The following is a 17576-nucleotide window of genomic DNA, read 5'->3' as shown; positions in this document are numbered from 1 at the left end:
GCAGGTACCATCATCGGCAGGCATTAAAGAGGATGCGAGGCGCATTCAACAGGGGACAAGTCGGCGGAGCGCCCCGGCGCTGCAGAAAGGTCCGGGAAATCCCCCTCGCGGATGGCTGCACATACACGACAATTTGAATTAAGTTCGAAATTGACAGTCAGGAGCCATCATTGCCAATGAGAGGGACAATTCGCTGTCGGGAAATGACATGTCGATCGATTCCGCCTCGCTTCTCGCCGATCCCCGTTTCTTCTTCTCCTTCCGGCACGGCACGAGGGTGCTTCTGGCGATCTACGACGAGAACCCGGCGCTCGGCGGGCTCTTCTCCTCCCAGCAGCGCTGGCTGATGAGCCATGCCGCCTTTGCGCTCGCCTGCTCGCATGATCCCGACGACGCCGCAAGCGGCCTCTACGCGGCGCGCTTCATCAGCGTGGTGCAGGAGCACGCCGTTGCCAGCAAGAACACCGCGGCGGACTTCATTCAGGAACTTCTGGGGCATGGCTTCATCCATGTCGCACCAGGCCAGGAGGACCGCCGGCGCAAGCCCTTGATGCCGAGCGACCTTCCGGAACAGGCGATGTCGCAATGGCTGGAACTCCACTTGGGCTGCCTCGACAGCTTCGACGGCGGCAGGAGGGCCGAAACCTACGGGGCCGATCCGTCGCTGCTCTACCGGCTGCAGCCGCGCATCACCCGGCGCATTCTCACCGACAAAGAGGTCCGGTACCAGGGAGCGACCTTCAACCTGTTCACCTGGGCCAACTTCGGCGGCCTGCTCATGGATCTCTTGATCGGCGCGGTCGAACCCGGCGAGGACGGCGTGGGCCTTCAGGCTGAGCGGATCGCCGCCGGCACCCTTTCCATCAACGAGGTCGCTCGCCGGTTCTCGATCTCCCGCACCCATGTCATGCGCCTTTTCAACAAGGCGGCGGAAGCCGGCGATATCGGCTGGAGCGGCAGCCGCGGCGAAAGCGCGGTCTGGATCTCGCACCGGCTTCTGCAGGACTACAGCCGTTACCAGGCGGCCAAGCATGCGCTGGTGGACGTAGCCTTCGAGGAAGTGGCGGGCGGCTAGAGCAATTCCCGCAAGGCGCGAAGCGGTTTTGCGTCCCAAATTGCCGAAAGACCGACGAAGGCCGGTAATGCCGCTTTCACCGGCAATGCGCCAGATGGATGCAGGCAGGCACGACGGACAACGCCGCGGGCGAGGCCGCGGCGTTCTATTCTTCCGTCTAAGCACCGACTGAACCTATTTCAGCAGATCCTTCACGACACCGGACGCCTTGGCGAAATCCATCTGCCCGGGATAGCGCTCCTTCAGGGCGTTCATGCACTTGCCCATGTCGCGCAGCCCCTGTGCGCCGGTGTCGCGCACGACGTCGGCACAGAGCGACCTGACCTTGTCCTCGGGCAGTTGCTCCGGCAGGAAGCCGTTGATCACGGTGATTTCCTCGCGCTCGTGCGCGGCAAGCTCGGGACGGCCGTTCTCTTCGTAGATCCGCGCCGATTCCTCGCGCTGCTTGATCATCTTCGCCAGGATCTGGCGGATACCGTCGTCATCGACGGGATCCTTGCCGGCTCCGCGGTTGGCGATGTCGCGATCCTTGATCGCGGCCTGGATCAGCCGCACCGTCGATGTTCGGCGCGTATCCTTGTTCTTCAGCGAATCCTTGAGGCATTCTGCGAGTTGCTCGCGCATTGTCCTTACTCCGACAGACGTCCCCGCCGCCGGCCGGGGCGGATCGGATGACGTCGATGTTTTTACGTTTCTTCGTGCGCTCTCATAGACCGGCAAGGCCATTGCAATCAAATTGATTACTTAACACCTTGATTTAGCCGGACTATAAATCCGGCCAATCCACAGCGTTCCGGTTGACCCGGCCATGTGCTTTGTCTATTTTCCGGCACCTGCACGAAATTTGCATGTGGTGGCCTTGCCGCGGAACCTCCGCGCGCCCACGTTTGCGACATTAAATGGCGGCTGACCCATCGCCTTTCAAGGCGGACGGCAAGGCGCGCCGGAAAAGGGATGACCATGACCTCGACTGCCCCCTGGACCACCGAAAAGCCGACCGCGCTGCTCGTTCTCGCCGATGGCACCGTGATCGAAGGCAGGGGCATCGGCGCAACCGGAAAGGTTCAGGCCGAGGTCTGCTTCAACACGGCTCTGACCGGCTATGAGGAAATCCTCACCGACCCCTCCTATCTCGGCCAGATCGTCACCTTCACCTTCCCCCACATCGGCAATGTCGGCACCAACGACGAAGACATCGAGGACCTGACGCCCGCCGCCCGCCACGGCGCCGTCGGCGTGATCTTCAAGGCCGATATCACCGATCCCTCGAACTACCGTGCCGCCAAGCACCTGGACCAGTGGCTGAAGGCGCGCGGCATCATCGGACTGTGCGGCATCGACACCCGCGCGCTCACCGCATGGATCCGCGAACACGGCGCACCCAATGCCGTCATTGCCCATGACCCCGCCGGCGTCTTCGACATCGAGACGCTGAAAGCCGAAGCAAAGGCCTGGAGCGGGCTGGAAGGCCTCGACCTCGCCAAGGTCGCATCGTCCGGCCAGTCCTCGCGCTGGAGCCAGGAGCCCTGGGTCTGGAACGAAGGGTTCGAGGATCTCGCCGAGAGCGACGCGAAGTACAACATCGTCGCCCTCGACTTCGGCGTGAAGCGCAACATCCTGCGCCTGTTCGCAGGTCTCGGCTGCAAGGTCACCGTCATGCCGGCGACCTCCAGCACCGAAGAAGTGCTGGCCCAGAAGCCGGACGGCATCTTCCTCTCGAACGGCCCCGGCGATCCGGCGGCAACCGGCAAATATGCGGTTCCGGTCATCCAGGACCTGATCAAGACCGACATCCCGCTGTTCGGCATCTGCCTCGGCCACCAGATGCTCGGCCTCGCCGTCGGCGCCAAGACCGAAAAGATGCATCAGGGCCACCACGGCGCCAATCATCCGGTCAAGGACCACACCACCGGCAAGGTGGAGATCGTATCGATGAACCACGGCTTCGCCGTCTCCTCCGAAAGCCTGCCCGAAGGCGTCGAGGAAACGCACGTCTCGCTGTTCGACGGCTCCAACTGCGGCCTGCGTCTGGCCGGCAAGCCTGTCTTCTCGGTCCAGCATCACCCCGAGGCCTCGCCCGGCCCGCAGGACAGCCACTACCTCTTCCGCCGCTTCATCAACCTGGTGCGCGAGAAGAAGGGCGAAGAGGCGATCCCCGAGCGGGCATAAGCTGCCACGGCAAGGAATTACAAAGGCCCGGACGCTGATCGCGTTCCGGGCCTTTTTCGTCTGCTCACCCTGTCCTTGAAGGCCCAACCACGGACCGGCTCACGCCGCCGCGGACTGCCCTTCCCGTCGCAGCAGCGCATAGTAGCGCCAGCACAGCATCACGGCTGCGGCCGCAAGGCCGCCGAGGAAACCGAACCATACGCCGATCCCGCCGAAGCCGAGCGGGAATGCGAAGAGCAAGGCGCACCCGAAGCCGATCGGCCAATAGGCGATCATCGCCAGCACCATTGGCACGCGCGTATCCTTCAGGCCGCGCAGGAGGCCCGCCGCAATCGCCTGCAGCCCGTCGACCAGCTGAAAGATACCGGCGATGATGACGAGCGGCCCGGCATAGGCGAGCACCGCAGCAGCCTCGCTCGAATGGCGGTCGAGGAAGATGCCGGCAAGCTGCATGGGCGCGATCGCAAAAAGCGTGGTGCCGGTGATGGCGATGGCCGTGGCGATGACGAGGACCGCAACCGAAGCGCGTACCACGCCGAGATGATCGTTACGCCCGTGCGCCACGCCCACCCGCACGGTCGCGGCCTGCGCGAGCCCATAGGGAAACATGAAGGCGATGGACGCAAGCTGCAGAGCGATCCCGTGAGCGGCGAGCTCGATCGTACCGATCGCCCCCATCAAGAGAGAAGCCACGGTGAAGAGGCTCACTTCCGCGATGACGGTGAGGCTGATCGGCAGCCCCAGATGCAGCACCTCGATGAAGGCCTGCCAGTCCGGTCGCCAGAAGCGCACGAACAGCTCGTACCGGCGCAGTTCGGGCCGGCTCTGCACATAGGTGACCATCAGGACGAAGGACAGCAGGTTCACCCCGGCAGAGACATAGGCCGCCCCCTTCATGCCAAGTGCTGGCAGGCCGAAGTGACCAAGCACCAGCGCATAGGCGAAGATGGCGTTGACGACCAGGATTATGAGCGTGATCGTCATGATGATGCCCGCCTTGCCATGCGCACTGACAAGGCCGCGCAGCGTCATGAACAGCAACGCTGGCGGCATGCCCCAATGGGCGATCGCCAGGTACTCGTGCGCAAGTGCGGCCACCTCCGGCTTCTGGTCGGCAAAGAGCAGGATGTCGCCCGAATAGGAAAAGAGCGGGAAGGTGACGATCGAATAGAGCAGCACCACCCACATCCCCATCCGCACCGCGCGGCGGACGGAGACGACGTCACCGCGCCCGTAGGCCTGCGCGACCATCGGGATGACGGCCGTGGCGAAGCCCGAGCCGAAGATGAAGATGGTGAAGAAGAACTGGCCGGCGAGCACGATTGCAGCCAGATGCGTCGCCCCCAGCCGGCCGAGAATGACCACATCTGTCGTATGGATGCCAAGCTGGGCCAGCTGCGCCCCGATCAGCGGGATGCCGAGCGCCAGTGTCGCCCGGAAATGTGCGCCCCAACTGTTTTCTTCGCGTCTTACGGTCATGTGCATCGAACGTCCGCCTTTCGGCTGCTTCCGACCACAACGCGCAGCTGCAATCAATCGAATAGAATTGATGCATCCAACAAAATTGCGAATTTGGCGCGAAACAGGACGATTTTTCGCCGAATTTCACAAGTTTCGCGACAAAATTCGGCCTGAAATCCTGAAAGATCGCCGCAAAACGAAGAAATCCGTTTCCAGACCTCAGCCGGTGCTGCGCCGATCGCTCTTGACGAAATCGATGAAGGCCCGGAGCGGCGCGGGCATGTGCCGGCGTCCGGCATAGTAGAGGAACGGCCCGGAAAATTCCGGCGACCAGTCTTCCAGTATCCGAACAAGCGCACCGGAACCCAGCGCGGGCGCCAGCGCCTCCTCGAACGTGTGCACGATGCCGAGGCCGGCGATGGCGGCTGCAAGCTCCATGTCGAGCGCGTTGGCGACGAGCGGGCCGGACGGGCTGATCGTCACCGACCGGCCGTCGCGCTCGAACTCCCACGGCAGCGCGTGGCCGCTGGTGAAGCGGTGGCGGATGCATTCGTGCTCGAGCAGTTCCTCCGGCTGCGACGGCACACCCCGGCCTTCGAGATAGGAGGGCGAAGCGGCCGTGACGTAGCGCTGCCGGCGGGGGCCGATCGCAATCGCGATCATGTCCCGCTCCAGCCGTTCGTCATAGCGGATGCCGGCGTCGTAGCCGGCGGCAAGAACGTCGATAAAGCTGTCCTCCGCCACGATTTCGAGCGTGATTTTCGGATAGGCTTTGAGAAAGCGCGTGGCGATGTCCGGCAACACGGCGCGGGCAACGATCGTCGGCACGTTCAGGCGAACGGTGCCGGCGGGGCTGTCGCGCGAGCTTTCCAACTGGTCGAGTGCGGTCGATATCTCGCCGAGCGCGGGGGCAAGGCGCTCCATCAGCCGCAAGCCGGCATCGGTCGGCGTCACGCTGCGGGTGGTCCGGTTGAGAAGCCGCACCCCGAGCCGCTCTTCCAGGCGCCGGAGTGCGGCGCTCAACGCCGACGGGGATACGCCGCGCCGGCGGGCGGCAGCACGAAAGCTGCGCTCCCGCGCAACGGCCACGAAGGCATCGAGTTCGCCAAGCGGCAGATCGTCCATTGTGCAAAATTCCGTATAAGCTGTTCACCAAAGGCCAGATTATCGCACAAAACGATCCGCGTTAGAACGGATCTCGACGACGCGGGCGATGCCCGACGAAGCAAAAGGAGAAAGACCATGAAGACCTATCGCCTCGGCAAGACGGGACCCGAAGTATCCGCCCTCGGACTGGGCTGCATGGGCATGTCCGGCATGTACGGACCGGCCGATCGCACGGAAAGCATCGCCACGATCCATGCGGCCCTCGATGCCGGCGTCACGCTTCTGGATACTGGCGACTTCTATGGAATGGGCCACAACGAGATGCTCATCGGCGAGGCGCTGAAGGGCCGCAACCGCGATCGGGCGATCATCAGCGTCAAGTTCGGCGCGCTGCGCGACCCGGCCGGAAACTGGAACGGCTACGATTCCCGCCCGGCGGCGATCCGCAACTTCGTCGCCTATTCGCTGCAGAGGCTGGGCGTCGATCACATCGATATCTACCGCCCTTCCCGCCTCGACCCGAACGTGCCGATCGAAGACACGATCGGCACCATCGCCGACCTCGTCAAGCAGGGCTACGTGCGCCACGTCGGCCTCTCCGAAGTCGGCGCCGAGACGATCCGCCGCGCCGCCGCCGTGCATCCGATCTCTGACCTGCAGATCGAGTATTCGCTGATCTCGCGCGGCATCGAGGACGAGATCCTGCCCGCCTGCCGCGCGCTCGGCATCGGCATCACGGCCTATGGCGTGCTCTCCCGCGGCCTGATCAGCGGTCACTGGCAGAAGGACACCGCCACCGCAAAGGGCGATTTCCGGACGATGAGTCCGCGCTTCCAGGAGGGCAATGTCGAGCGCAACCTGGAACTCGTGGAGGCGCTGCGCGCGATTGCAGGCAACACCGGCGCGACGGTAGCCCAGGTCGCGATCGCCTGGGTGACGGCCCAGGGCGAGGACATCGTACCGCTCGTGGGGGCAAGGCGGAGGGACCGCCTTGAAGAAGCCCTCGGCGCGCTGCAACTCACGCTGTCGAATGACGACCTCGTCACGATTGAAAAAGCCGTCCCGAAGGGCGCCGCCGCCGGCGCCCGTTACCCCGAGGCGCTGCTGGCGCATATGGACAGCGAGAAAAACCGCTGAGGCGCACCAGTCTTAAGGGATTTTGGCGATCCTCGGTCTGGACGAGGGTCGCCGCAAGGCCGGAGCATCGCAGCTTCAAGCTGCGGCGCGTCCGGTATCTTGACCGCCACGCCCGCCGGCCGAGTAGTTCGACTTGACGGACGATCCGTCTTCGCGCTGGATGGCACGGCGGTTCAGCTTGAAGAGGCTGACCAACTGCGCCAGGGCGTCGGCGCCCTGTGCCAGCGTGCTGCTGATCGCCGTCGTCCGCGAACTCATGGCGGCATTCTGCTGAGTCATCTGGTCGAGCCGGCCGACCGCCTTGCTGATTTCGCCGAGGCCCGTCGTCTGTTCATCGGCAGCCTTGGCGATCTTGTCGACATTGCCGTCGATGTCCTTCACCAGCACGTCGATTTCCTTCAGCGCCTCGCCGGTCTTGCCGACCAGTCTCACCCCTTCCAGAACTCCCGCACCCGAGTTGTTGATGAGCGTCTTGATTTCCTTTGCGGCGTTTGCGGAGCGTTGGGCAAGCTCCCGCACTTCCTGGGCGACCACGGCAAATCCCTTGCCCGCGTCGCCCGCACGTGCGGCTTCCACACCCGCATTCAAAGCCAGAAGGTTCGTCTGGAATGCAATCTCGTCGATGACGCCGATGATCTGGCTTATCTCGCGGGACGCAGTTTCGATACGTTGCATGGCATCAACCGTCTGCTGAACGACCTCCGTCGATGCAGCCGTCGATGCCCGCGCCCTCTGGACGAGCTGGCGTGTTTCCTTCGTGTTCTCGGTCGACGAGTGGACCGTCCGAGTGATCTCGCCAAGGGCTGCGGACGTCTCCTCAAGCGCCGCCGCCTGCTCCCGGGAGCGTTCAGCCAGAAGCTCGGAGGCCTCGCGGACTTCCTGGCTGCTTCTGCTGAGGTCGCCGGTCTGGCCGAGCACGTGGACCAGCGTCTTCTGGAACTCGCCGATCGACTTGTTGAAATCCCTTCGCAGCCTTTCGAATTCGCCGACGAACGGCTCGTCCAGCGTGATGCGGATATTGCAGTGAGAAAGCCGCTCCAGCGCCGCGCCGAGTTCTTCCACCGCATGCATGCGGTCCGTCACGTCGAGGGCGAACTTGACGACTTTGCAGACCCGCCCCTTCTCATCGATGATCGGATTGTAGGATGCCTGGATGAAGACGCGCCTGCCGCCCTTTGCAAGCCGCATGAACTGCCCGGTCGAAAACCGCCCCGCCCGAAGCTCTTCCCAGAATTCGCGATATTCCTGCGAATGCGCATATCCGTCTTCGCAGAACATCGAATGATGCTTCCCGACGATTTCCTCGGCGTCATAGCCGAGCGCGGCCAGGAAATTCTCGTTGGCCCCAAGAATCTTTCCGTCGGGGCTGAATTCGATCACGGCCTGTGCACGCGAAAGCGCTGCCAGCTTGCCCTCGTCCTCGACGCTCTTGCGCTTGACCGCGCTTATGTCCGTGGCGATCTTGATTACCTTGTAGGGCTTGCCGCGGCGGAAGACGGGGTTGTACGAAGCTTCGATCCAGATCTCCTGGCCGTTCTTCGCCCGGCGCTGGTACTGGCACTGGTCATATTCGCCGCGCGCCAGCTTTGCCCAGAACGCCCGGTATTCAGGCGAAGCGGCCTCGTCCGAAAGCACGAACATGCTGTGGTGGCGGCCGACGATCTCGGATCGCTGATAGCCCACTGCCCTGCAGAAATTTTCATTCGCCGTCAGGATGTTGCCAGCCAGATCGAACTCGATGATGGCCTGCGACCGGCTCAGGGCCTCAAGCACGGCCGAGGCATCCAGGCCGAATTTCGGAAAGCGAGACATTTCGTTGGACTCCCACGACAACGCGCGTCTCGGTCGGGGCACCTTCGATGAAGAGGCATGGCCGCGCGCTGCAGGCAAACTAGTGGGACACCGTTAATTAGCGATTAAGTATATCCTTCAATCACCATGCCGGGTTTTGACGTGCAGTGGCAGGGGCTATGCTGACTGCCCCTGCCTTCGGCGCCATCAAGGGTCGGCGACGCGAAACGTGTCGCAATCCTGGACGCGGCCGCTGTCGAAGCCGCGCTTGAACCAGCGCATGCGCTGTTCGGAGGTGCCGTGGTTGAAGCTTTCCGGCACGACATAGCCCTGCATGCGCTTCTGGATCGTGTCGTCGCCGATCTGCACGGCGGCGTTCAGCGCCTCCTGCAAGTCGCCGGTATCCAGCAGCCCCTTCTGCTCGGTGTACTTGCCCCAGATGCCGGCATAGCAATCGGCCTGTAGCTCGACGCGGATCGACATCTGGTTGGCCTCGGCTTCGCTCATGCTCTGCCGGGCGCGATTGAACTGCGGCAGGACACCCGTCAGGTTCTGGACGTGATGGCCGACCTCATGGGCGACGACATAGGCCTGGGCGAAATCGCCGGCCGCATCGAAGCGGTTGGCCAGTTCGTCGAAGAAGCTCATGTCCAGATAGACCTTGCGGTCGCCGGGGCAGTAGAACGGTCCGGAGGCCGCCGAAGCGAAGCCGCAGGCCGACTGGATGCTGCCGGAAAACAGCACGAGCTTCGGCTCCTGGTAGTTTTCGCCGCTGGCCTGGAAGATGCCGTTCCAGACGTCCTCCGTCTCGGCAAGGACCGTCGCCATGAACTGCTTGGTCTCCTCCTGCGCTGGCGAATTCGCGCGCGAACCACTTTCGGTCTGTTCGAAGCCCGGCAGGTTCGTCTGTCCGCCACCGCCCTCGCCCAGCACCTGCAAGAGATCGACGCCCATCATCCTGAGGACGAAATAGATCACGACGAGAAAGATGATCGTGCCGAAGCTGAAACCGCCGGTCCGACGAGGGCCACCGCCCATGGGAATACGGAAACCGCCGCCGCGGCCGAAGGGATTGCTGCGCGCCCCCCCGGCCCCGCGCTGATCCTCGACGTTGCCGGACTGACGGCGTCCCTTCCACTCCATGACCGTTCCCTCTCTTGCGCCCCGCCGGAACGCCGCAGACCGGGTTTCGTTCCAGACAATTCACTTATAGGGCGGGACGCGACGGTTGCAAAACGAATTGCGCTCCGTCTTCCACCCGGCGGTGCTCGAGTACCGATGGGGCAAATCCCCTGACCGCACGCGCGATCGCGCACGCTTCTCTATTCTGTCGATTCTGGAATTTTCGGGGTTTCGCTCCGCAACGCATTTGCCTATAAGCCGCTTCTAGCCTTTAAAGACCAAGCTTTCGCGCCCCGGCCGGTGACCTTCCCACCCTGGCCGGTTTTTCGCGCAGGCTAAAGAACGGATAGAGCCATGCCCAAGCGCCAAGACATCAAATCGATCCTCATCATCGGCGCGGGGCCGATCGTCATCGGGCAGGCCTGCGAATTCGACTATTCCGGCACGCAAGCCTGCAAGGCGCTGAAGGAAGAAGGTTACCGGGTCATCCTGGTCAACTCCAACCCGGCGACGATCATGACCGACCCGGGCCTGGCGGACGCCACCTACATCGAGCCGATCACCCCCGAAGTCGTCGCCAAGATCATCGCCAAGGAGCGCCCCGACGCGCTCTTGCCGACCATGGGCGGGCAGACGGCGCTCAACACGGCACTCTCGCTGAAGCGCATGGGCGTGCTGGAGCGCTACAACGTCGAGATGATCGGCGCCAAGCCGGAGGCGATCGACAAGGCCGAGGACCGCGCGCTGTTCCGCGAGGCGATGGCCAAGATCGGGCTGGAGACGCCGAAGTCGCTGCTGGCCAATGCCACCGAGATCAAGGACGCCGACCGCAAGAAGCACGAGGCCGAGCGCGCCAAGCTCAAGGCAGAGCTGTCCGGCGAGGCACTGGACAAGGCGCTGGACGAACTGGAGAACCAGTGGAACCTCGGCGAGACCGACCGCAAGCAGCGCTACATGAGCCACGCCATGGCGGTCGGCGCGCAGGCGCTGGACGAGATCGGCCTTCCCGCCATCATCCGCCCGTCCTTCACCCTCGGCGGCACCGGCGGCGGAATCGCCTACAACCGCTCGGAGTTCTTCGAGATCGTCAATTCCGGCCTCGACGCCTCGCCGACGACCGAAGTGCTGATCGAGGAATCGGTGCTCGGCTGGAAGGAATACGAGATGGAAGTTGTCCGCGACACCGCGGACAACTGCATCATCATCTGCTCGATCGAGAACATCGACCCGATGGGCGTACACACCGGCGATTCGATCACGGTCGCGCCGGCGCTGACGCTGACGGACAAGGAATACCAGATCATGCGCAACGCCTCGATTGCGGTGCTGCGCGAGATCGGGGTAGAGACCGGCGGCTCGAACGTGCAGTTCGCCGTCAATCCCGAAAACGGCCGCCTCGTCGTCATCGAGATGAACCCGCGCGTCTCGCGCTCGTCTGCGCTGGCCTCCAAGGCGACAGGCTTCCCGATCGCCAAGATCGCCGCCAAGCTCGCGATCGGCTATACGCTGGACGAGCTGGAGAACGACATCACCGGCGGTGCGACGCCGGCCTCCTTCGAGCCCTCGATCGACTACGTCGTCACCAAGATCCCGCGCTTCGCCTTCGAAAAATTCCCTGGCGCCGAGCCGACGCTGACGACCGCGATGAAGTCCGTCGGCGAGGTCATGGCGATCGGCCGCACCTTTGCCGAATCGCTGCAGAAGGCGCTGCGCGGGCTGGAAACCGGCCTGACCGGCCTCGACGAGATCGAAATCCCCGGCTACGAAAACGGTGACGGCAAGAACGCGGTGCGCGCGGCGATCTCGACGCCGACGCCCGACCGCCTGCGCATGGTCGCCCAGGCGCTTCGCATGGGCTTCACGCCGGAAGAGGTGCACGACGGCTCGAAGATCGACCCCTGGTTCATCGCCCAGTTCAAGGCGATCGTCGACATGGAGGCCCGCATCCGCGAGCATGGCCTGCCGGAAGACGCGCAGAACCTGCGCATGCTGAAGGCAATGGGCTTCTCCGACGCCCGCCTCGCCACGCTCTCGGGCAAGCGGCCGAAGGAAGTGGCCGAACTGCGCAACAGCCTCGACGTCCGCCCCGTCTTCAAGCGCATCGACACCTGCGCTGCCGAGTTCGCCTCGCCGACGGCCTACATGTACTCGACCTACGAGCAGCCCTTTGCCGGACAGACGCGCTCGGAAGCCGGCATTTCCGACAAGAAGAAGGTCGTCATCCTCGGCGGCGGCCCGAACCGCATCGGCCAGGGCATCGAGTTCGACTATTGCTGCTGCCATGCCGCCTTCGCGCTGAAGGATGCGGGCTATGAAGCGATCATGGTCAACTGCAACCCGGAGACCGTCTCGACCGACTATGACACCTCCGATCGCCTCTATTTCGAGCCGCTGACGGCCGAGGACGTCATCGAGATCCTCAAGGCCGAGCAGACCAACGGCACGCTCGTCGGCGTCATCGTCCAGTTCGGCGGCCAGACGCCGCTGAAGCTCGCAGAAGCGCTTGAGAAGAACGGCATCCCGATCCTCGGTACAGCACCCGATATGATCGACCTCGCCGAGGACCGCGACCGCTTCCAGAAGTTGCTCCAGAAACTGGACCTCGCCCAGCCGAACAACGGCATCGCCTATTCGGTCGAGCAGGCGCGCCTCGTCGCGGCCGAAATCGGCTTCCCGCTGGTCGTGCGCCCGTCCTACGTGCTCGGCGGCCGCGCCATGCAGATCATCCATTCGGAATCGATGCTGCAGACCTACCTGCTCGACACCGTCCCCGGCCTCGTGCCCGAGGACATCAAGCAGCGCTACCCGAACGACAAGACGGGCCAAATCAACACCCTGCTCGGCAAGAACCCGCTGCTGTTCGATAGCTACCTGACCAACGCGGTCGAAGTGGACGTCGATGCGCTCTGCGACGGTGAAAGCGTGTTCGTCTCCGGCATCATGGAGCACATCGAGGAAGCCGGCATCCATTCGGGCGACAGTGCCTGCTCGCTGCCGGTGCGCACGCTGTCCCCGGAGATCGTCGACGAGCTGGAGCGGCAGACCAAGGCGCTGGCGAAGGCGCTCAACGTCGGCGGCCTCATGAACGTTCAGTACGCCATCAAGGACGGCACGATCTACGTGCTTGAGGTCAACCCGCGCGCCTCGCGCACCGTGCCCTTCGTCGCCAAGACGATCGGCGCGCCGATCGCCAAGATCGCCGCCCGCGTCATGGCCGGCGAGAAGCTGGACGCAGCGATTTCGGCCTATGGCGAAAAGCCCGATCCGCGCAACCTCAAGCACATCGCCGTCAAGGAAGCCGTCTTCCCGTTCGCCCGCTTCCCCGGCGTCGACACGCTGCTCGGCCCGGAAATGCGCTCCACCGGCGAGGTCATGGGCCTCGACAGGAACTTCGCGGTCGCCTTCGCCAAGTCGCAGCTCGGCGCCAATGTCGACCTGCCGCGCGACGGCACGGTGTTCGTCTCCATCCGCGACGAGGACAAGGACCGCGTCCTGCCGGCGATCAGCACGCTGGTCGGGATCGGCTTCAAGGTCATGGCCACGTCGGGCACCGCACGCTTCCTTGGCGAGCACGGCATCGAGGCCGTCAAGATCAACAAGGTCCAGGAAGGCCGTCCGCACATCGAGGACGCCATCCGCAACCGCCAGGTCCAGCTCGTCATCAACACGACCGACGGCACGAAGGCGATCTCGGATTCGAAGTCGCTCCGCCGCGCCGCCCTGATGCAGAAGGTCCCCTACTACACGACGATGGCCGGTGCTGCCGCCGCCGCCGAGGCGATCAAGGCGCTCAAGGAAGGCCAACTCGAGGTCCATCCGCTGCAGAGCTATTTCGCCTGACAAACAATGGCGGGCGCTCCGGGCGCCCGCCAGATTGCCAAAAAAAGTTGCCGGGCCGATACGTGTGATCCGACCGGACCGCATTCACCACCGCCTTCCCTGCCTTGAGCCGGGATCCAGAACAATCAAGCCATCGATCGGAAAAGTTTCTTTCGCGCGATAGACATCGCGCTACGGGATGCCGGATCGAGCCCGGCATGACGGACAGGATTGCATTCGTTTCGGTCGAGCCCATTGTCAATGACGATGGGGGCGCTTCGACGCGCGTTCTATTTCCGACGCCGGTTGTTTTTCGGGGGCCGGCCGGTTACCAAACCCCGGCAGCGGCTTACATCGCCTGTCTCGGGCCGGGAGGACCATCATGCAGACGCCATCGCAGGACGCGGGACAGCCCCTTGCCGGCCGCCGGGAGTGGATCGGCCTCGGCGTGCTGTCGATTGCCTGCCTGATCTACTCGATGGACCTGTCCATCCTGTTCCTGGCGACGCCTGCCATCGTCGCCGATCTCGACCCGTCCGCATCGCAGCTGCTCTGGATCAACGACATCTACGGTTTCATGGTCGCGGGCTTCCTGGTTACCATGGGGACGCTGGGAGACCGGATCGGCCGCCGGCGGGTGCTGCTGATCGGGGCCTTCGCCTTCGGGGTGGCCTCGGCGCTTGCAGCCTTCTCCTCCACCGCACAGCAGCTCATCGTGTCGCGCGCGCTGCTCGGCATTGCCGGTGCCACGATCGCGCCGTCGACCCTGTCGCTGATCGTCAACCTTTTCAGGAACGACGCGGAGCGAAACCGCGCCATCGGCGTCTGGGGAACGGCTTTCTCGCTTGGCGGTCTCATCGGGCCGTTGCTGGGCGGCTTCCTGCTTCAGCATTTCCATTGGGGGGCGGTGTTTCTCATCAATATCCCGGTCATGCTGGTCCTGCTACTCGTCGCCCCGCGGCTGTTGCCGGAATACAAGAGCCCGGACGGCGCCCGGCTTGATCTGCCGAGCGTGTTCCTGTCACTGGCAACCGTTCTGCCGATCATCTACGGCCTGAAGCACATGGCGGCAGACGGGTTCCATCTGCGCCATCTGCTGCCGATCGCGGCCGGGTTTGCGTTCGGATGGCTGTTTGCCCGCCGCCAGCAGACCCTGTCCCACCCGCTGATCGACCTGAAACTCTTCCACATCCCGGCCTTCACCGCCTCCCTGCTGGTGAACCTTGCCGGCATGTTCTTCGTCTTCGGCGTCTTTCTCTACCAGAACCTGTTTCTCCAGTTCGTGCTCGGCCTTTCCCCGCTGGAAGCCGCGCTCTGGTCCGTACCGTCGTCGATCGTCTTTACGGTCATGTCGCTCCAGGCCTATCGCTTCACCAACCGCTTCGGACCCGTCAGGACCGTCTTGCTGGGGCTGGTCGTCAACGCCGCGGGAACGCTGGTGATGGCGGTCGCCGCCTGGTTCGAGAACATCTACGGCGTGCTCGGCGCGACGATGATCATCGCCGTCGGCTTCGTGCCGGTGGTGCTGACGACCACGGGGCTGATCGTCGGCACCGCACCGCCGGAACGATCCGGCTCAGCTTCGGCGATCTCGGAGACCAGCGCCGAATTCGGCGGCGCGCTCGGCATCGCCCTGCTCGGCAGTTTCGGCACGTTGATCTACCGCATGCTGATGGGCGGCGTGGACGTCGCAGGCCTCGCCCCCGCTGAGGCGGCGGCGGTGAAGGCGACGATCGGCGGTGCGGTCGATACCGCGAGGACACTGGGTGTGGACGTGCTTGGGGAAGCCGCCGTGCCCGCCTGGCTGGAGGCTGCGCGCCAGTCCTTCTCCAACGGCTTTGCCGCAAGCTGCCTGCTGGCCTCCGTCACGCTGCTCGCGCTTGCCGCGGTGGCACGCGGAATCTATGCCCGCGCGCATATCGACGAGAAAGCCATCGCCGCGGCGCATTGAGGAAGTAGCTCAGCGCAGGCGCAACCTGTGGTAAGAATATTGGACTTCCTTATGTATCGGCCGCTGAAGAGGTGTCAGATGCTCCGCATATTGTTGGCAACATCAATTTTCTCGACGTCGCTCTTTTCGCTGCTGTTGCCGCAGTCGGCTGCTGCATCGGATGTGCAATCAGGGGAACTCTGTCTCATTCCCGTCGAAGACGGGCAGCCAACGCAGCAGGATATCGGAGAAACTTGGCGAATGGTGTCCAGGTTTCTTGCTTTCGACGGCATATCAAGGCCTATCGTCTATGCAATGAATCGAGGAGGCGTATGGACGATTGACGAAAGCAACCGGTTCATACGCTTCGGCGGTGAATTCCCGCGAAACCTGGTTCACGACAGCTACGCAGCAGATCCATCTACGGGAAATGTCATCGGAATTAACTCCTCCGAGGGCGTATTTATGATCCGCGCCGGAGGGACGCAGTTCACGCCTCTTTACGCCGCAGATGATGGCCCCCTGCAAGCCCCGCATGCCGTCACCTATGTGCCTCGTCTCGGCGGATTTGTAGTGTCCGATCGAACTGGAATTTATCTCCTCGATAGCCAGTTGCGCCTGACGGACCTGCCGCTAGATGCCGTAGGCAGGCCGGGGAAAGTGTTCGATTTACCCGAGTTCAGCGCTCTTATCCTGAACCCGCGAGAAAAAGTATTTCTGCGGGACGATAGCGGACACACCGTCCTGCTGGCCACCTTGGAAGAATGGGACTATGTCGTGAAGGTCGGCCGCAGCCGGGACGGGAAAATCCATATAAAGACGTACTGGAACGAGTTCACGGTTTCGCCGCCAGGCAAGGACGCTTCCGGCCGCTTTTCGCCAGTGGAAGATGCGCACATCGTTCGACAACGCCCCGCTCCGACAAAGGTACCCAAACTTCATCCCGGACCTGAGATAGGCGAAAATCGATTCGCCTGGCGATCCTCAGGTCTCTGGCGCCAGCACGAGGAAGCCAGCATCCCCTTTGAACTCCCGTTTGACGCGGCCCACGTTGAGCTCACTGATGTCCAAGAATATCCGCCCGACCAAAATCTGGTGCTGTTCTCGTCGGCCGGTATATTCACCCTCGAGCCGCAAGGTGCCTGGAAGCTCATACCGCGGAGCAAGGAACTCACCGGCCGCGTCACGAGCCAAGGCGCAATGCCGAATTCACGAGGTCTGCTCGTCTCAAGCACAGAAGGGCTATATCTGCTGGCGCCGGCTACAAAGAGCAATGCTGGAAGCTGCCTCCAATAGAGTGCCGGCGCTTTTTCCGGGTACGCCGCGACTGAACATGGCGGCACACAGTCACGAATGACGACCTAGCCTGCCACTGGCACCGGCCGCAATCTGCAACCGCACTTTCCTACATGTTCACTCTCTGATCTCGATCCCGGCCTCATGCGCCGCGGCGATGAATGCGAACCTGGCTTCTTCGGGCGTCTTCTTACCCTTCATCGCCGCCTCGATGACGAGCAGGGCCCGGTCCAGCGCCTCGCCCTCTTCAAGCGGCCAATCCTCGATGAGCGCCCATGAGGCCTGTTGAATGTTGCTTATGGTCGTGAATTTGCCCGGTGCTTCCAGCGCCAAAGTCACGGCCTTGTTCCAGTTGTTGCTCACGGATTGGGTCTCCAGGATACGATTTGGCAGGCTCATAGCACCGATCGGCACACATGGTGAGAGGGTGTCGCGGTATGTTGTCGAGCTAGCAATCCGCCATCAATGTCGCTTCGGCGGCTTCCTCGATCGTCAGGCGCAGATCGCCCGTCGCCCGGCGGATGCCCTCCGGCCGTTTCTCCCGCAGGAGACGCCGATTATCCGGCACACAACTTGCGTGGTGCGAATTATCTGGCCATCGATCATGACGATCTGCTATAAGCACCGAAGTTAGATCTGAACATGGTTCCGAAGTTTGCCTTCGGGACC

At 63.3% G+C, this 17576-nt stretch carries 12 protein-coding genes; 6 read left to right on the top strand and 6 right to left on the bottom strand.

Translation table 11 applies throughout. The features are described from left to right. Positions 1–208: 208 nt before the first annotated feature. Entirely contained in the window at positions 209–1075 is an 867-nt protein-coding gene (locus HV823_RS21705) for a hypothetical protein (RefSeq protein WP_176951791.1), read from the top strand. 174 nt (positions 1076–1249) lie between these two features. Here HV823_RS21705 and HV823_RS21700 read toward each other — a convergent pair whose 3' ends face one another. Continuing rightward, positions 1250–1699 (bottom strand): GatB/YqeY domain-containing protein, encoded by a 450-nt coding sequence (locus tag HV823_RS21700; protein ID WP_176951790.1) that lies wholly within the window; start codon positions 1697–1699, stop codon positions 1250–1252. Between the two features lie 336 nt (positions 1700–2035). On the opposite strand from HV823_RS21700, the gene carA reads away from it, so the two are divergent. Then, entirely contained in the window at positions 2036–3244 is a 1209-nt protein-coding gene (carA, locus tag HV823_RS21695) for a glutamine-hydrolyzing carbamoyl-phosphate synthase small subunit (RefSeq protein ID WP_176951789.1), read from the top strand. 99 nt (positions 3245–3343) lie between these two features. On the opposite strand, the gene HV823_RS21690 is transcribed toward carA, so the two are convergent. Beyond that, complete coding sequence (locus HV823_RS21690; protein ID WP_176951788.1) at positions 3344–4729, bottom strand: MATE family efflux transporter; 1386 nt, start codon at positions 4727–4729, stop codon at positions 3344–3346. Positions 4730–4924: 195 nt separating this feature from the next. Further along, positions 4925–5830 carry a LysR family transcriptional regulator gene (locus HV823_RS21685; protein WP_176951787.1) on the bottom strand — a complete coding sequence of 302 codons (906 nt, stop codon included), beginning with the start codon at positions 5828–5830 and terminating at the stop codon, positions 4925–4927. A 117-nt stretch (positions 5831–5947) separates the two neighbouring features. On the opposite strand from HV823_RS21685, the gene HV823_RS21680 reads away from it, so the two are divergent. Next, positions 5948–6949, top strand: coding sequence for an aldo/keto reductase (locus tag HV823_RS21680; RefSeq protein WP_176951786.1), 1002 nt, complete (start codon positions 5948–5950; stop codon positions 6947–6949). 75 nt (positions 6950–7024) lie between these two features. Here HV823_RS21680 and HV823_RS21675 read toward each other — a convergent pair whose 3' ends face one another. Continuing rightward, positions 7025–8761, bottom strand: a complete 1737-nt coding sequence (locus tag HV823_RS21675; protein ID WP_176951785.1) for a methyl-accepting chemotaxis protein — start codon at positions 8759–8761, stop codon at positions 7025–7027. Between the two features lie 186 nt (positions 8762–8947). Further along, a complete protein-coding gene (ypfJ, locus tag HV823_RS21670; protein WP_176951784.1) occupies positions 8948–9883 on the bottom strand; it encodes a KPN_02809 family neutral zinc metallopeptidase in 936 nt (311 codons plus the stop codon). A 333-nt stretch (positions 9884–10216) separates the two neighbouring features. On the opposite strand from ypfJ, the gene carB reads away from it, so the two are divergent. The 3 genes from carB to HV823_RS21655 all read left to right on the top strand — a co-directional run bounded on the left by carB (position 10217) and on the right by HV823_RS21655 (position 16907). Beyond that, positions 10217–13702, top strand: coding sequence for a carbamoyl-phosphate synthase large subunit (gene carB / locus HV823_RS21665; RefSeq protein WP_176951783.1), 3486 nt, complete (start codon positions 10217–10219; stop codon positions 13700–13702). A gap of 361 nt (positions 13703–14063) precedes the next feature. Then, positions 14064–15632 (top strand): MFS transporter, encoded by a 1569-nt coding sequence (locus HV823_RS21660; RefSeq protein ID WP_176951782.1) that lies wholly within the window; start codon positions 14064–14066, stop codon positions 15630–15632. A 78-nt stretch (positions 15633–15710) separates the two neighbouring features. Further along, on the top strand, positions 15711–16907 hold the full coding sequence (locus tag HV823_RS21655; protein ID WP_176951781.1) for a hypothetical protein: 1197 nt from the start codon (positions 15711–15713) through the stop codon (positions 16905–16907). A 117-nt stretch (positions 16908–17024) separates the two neighbouring features. On the opposite strand, the gene HV823_RS21650 is transcribed toward HV823_RS21655, so the two are convergent. Beyond that, positions 17025–17306 (bottom strand): DUF982 domain-containing protein, encoded by a 282-nt coding sequence (locus HV823_RS21650; protein ID WP_210270897.1) that lies wholly within the window; start codon positions 17304–17306, stop codon positions 17025–17027. Positions 17307–17576 lie beyond the last annotated feature (270 nt).

Origin of the sequence: Mycoplana rhizolycopersici (genome assembly GCF_013378445.1) — a bacterium.
GTDB lineage: Bacteria > Pseudomonadota > Alphaproteobacteria > Rhizobiales > Rhizobiaceae > Mycoplana > Mycoplana rhizolycopersici.
Note: the sequence above shows the minus strand (reverse complement) of the source record. Positions and strands in the feature narration are given on the sequence as shown.

What these genes read in the sequence shown, in the direction of transcription:
- HV823_RS21690 (WP_176951788.1), bottom strand. Translation starts at nt 4,729, where the DNA reads ATGCACATGACCGTAAGACGCGAAGAAAACAGTTGGGGCGCACATTTC.
- HV823_RS21660 (WP_176951782.1), top strand. Translation starts at nt 14,064, where the DNA reads ATGCAGACGCCATCGCAGGACGCGGGACAGCCCCTTGCCGGCCGCCGG.
- carA (WP_176951789.1), top strand. Translation starts at nt 2,036, where the DNA reads ATGACCTCGACTGCCCCCTGGACCACCGAAAAGCCGACCGCGCTGCTC.
- HV823_RS21655 (WP_176951781.1), top strand. Translation starts at nt 15,711, where the DNA reads ATGCTCCGCATATTGTTGGCAACATCAATTTTCTCGACGTCGCTCTTT.
- HV823_RS21685 (WP_176951787.1), bottom strand. Translation starts at nt 5,830, where the DNA reads ATGGACGATCTGCCGCTTGGCGAACTCGATGCCTTCGTGGCCGTTGCG.
- HV823_RS21700 (WP_176951790.1), bottom strand. Translation starts at nt 1,699, where the DNA reads ATGCGCGAGCAACTCGCAGAATGCCTCAAGGATTCGCTGAAGAACAAG.
- carB (WP_176951783.1), top strand. Translation starts at nt 10,217, where the DNA reads ATGCCCAAGCGCCAAGACATCAAATCGATCCTCATCATCGGCGCGGGG.
- HV823_RS21675 (WP_176951785.1), bottom strand. Translation starts at nt 8,761, where the DNA reads ATGTCTCGCTTTCCGAAATTCGGCCTGGATGCCTCGGCCGTGCTTGAG.
- HV823_RS21705 (WP_176951791.1), top strand. Translation starts at nt 209, where the DNA reads ATGTCGATCGATTCCGCCTCGCTTCTCGCCGATCCCCGTTTCTTCTTC.
- HV823_RS21680 (WP_176951786.1), top strand. Translation starts at nt 5,948, where the DNA reads ATGAAGACCTATCGCCTCGGCAAGACGGGACCCGAAGTATCCGCCCTC.
- HV823_RS21650 (WP_210270897.1), bottom strand. Translation starts at nt 17,306, where the DNA reads ATGAGCCTGCCAAATCGTATCCTGGAGACCCAATCCGTGAGCAACAAC.
- ypfJ (WP_176951784.1), bottom strand. Translation starts at nt 9,883, where the DNA reads ATGGAGTGGAAGGGACGCCGTCAGTCCGGCAACGTCGAGGATCAGCGC.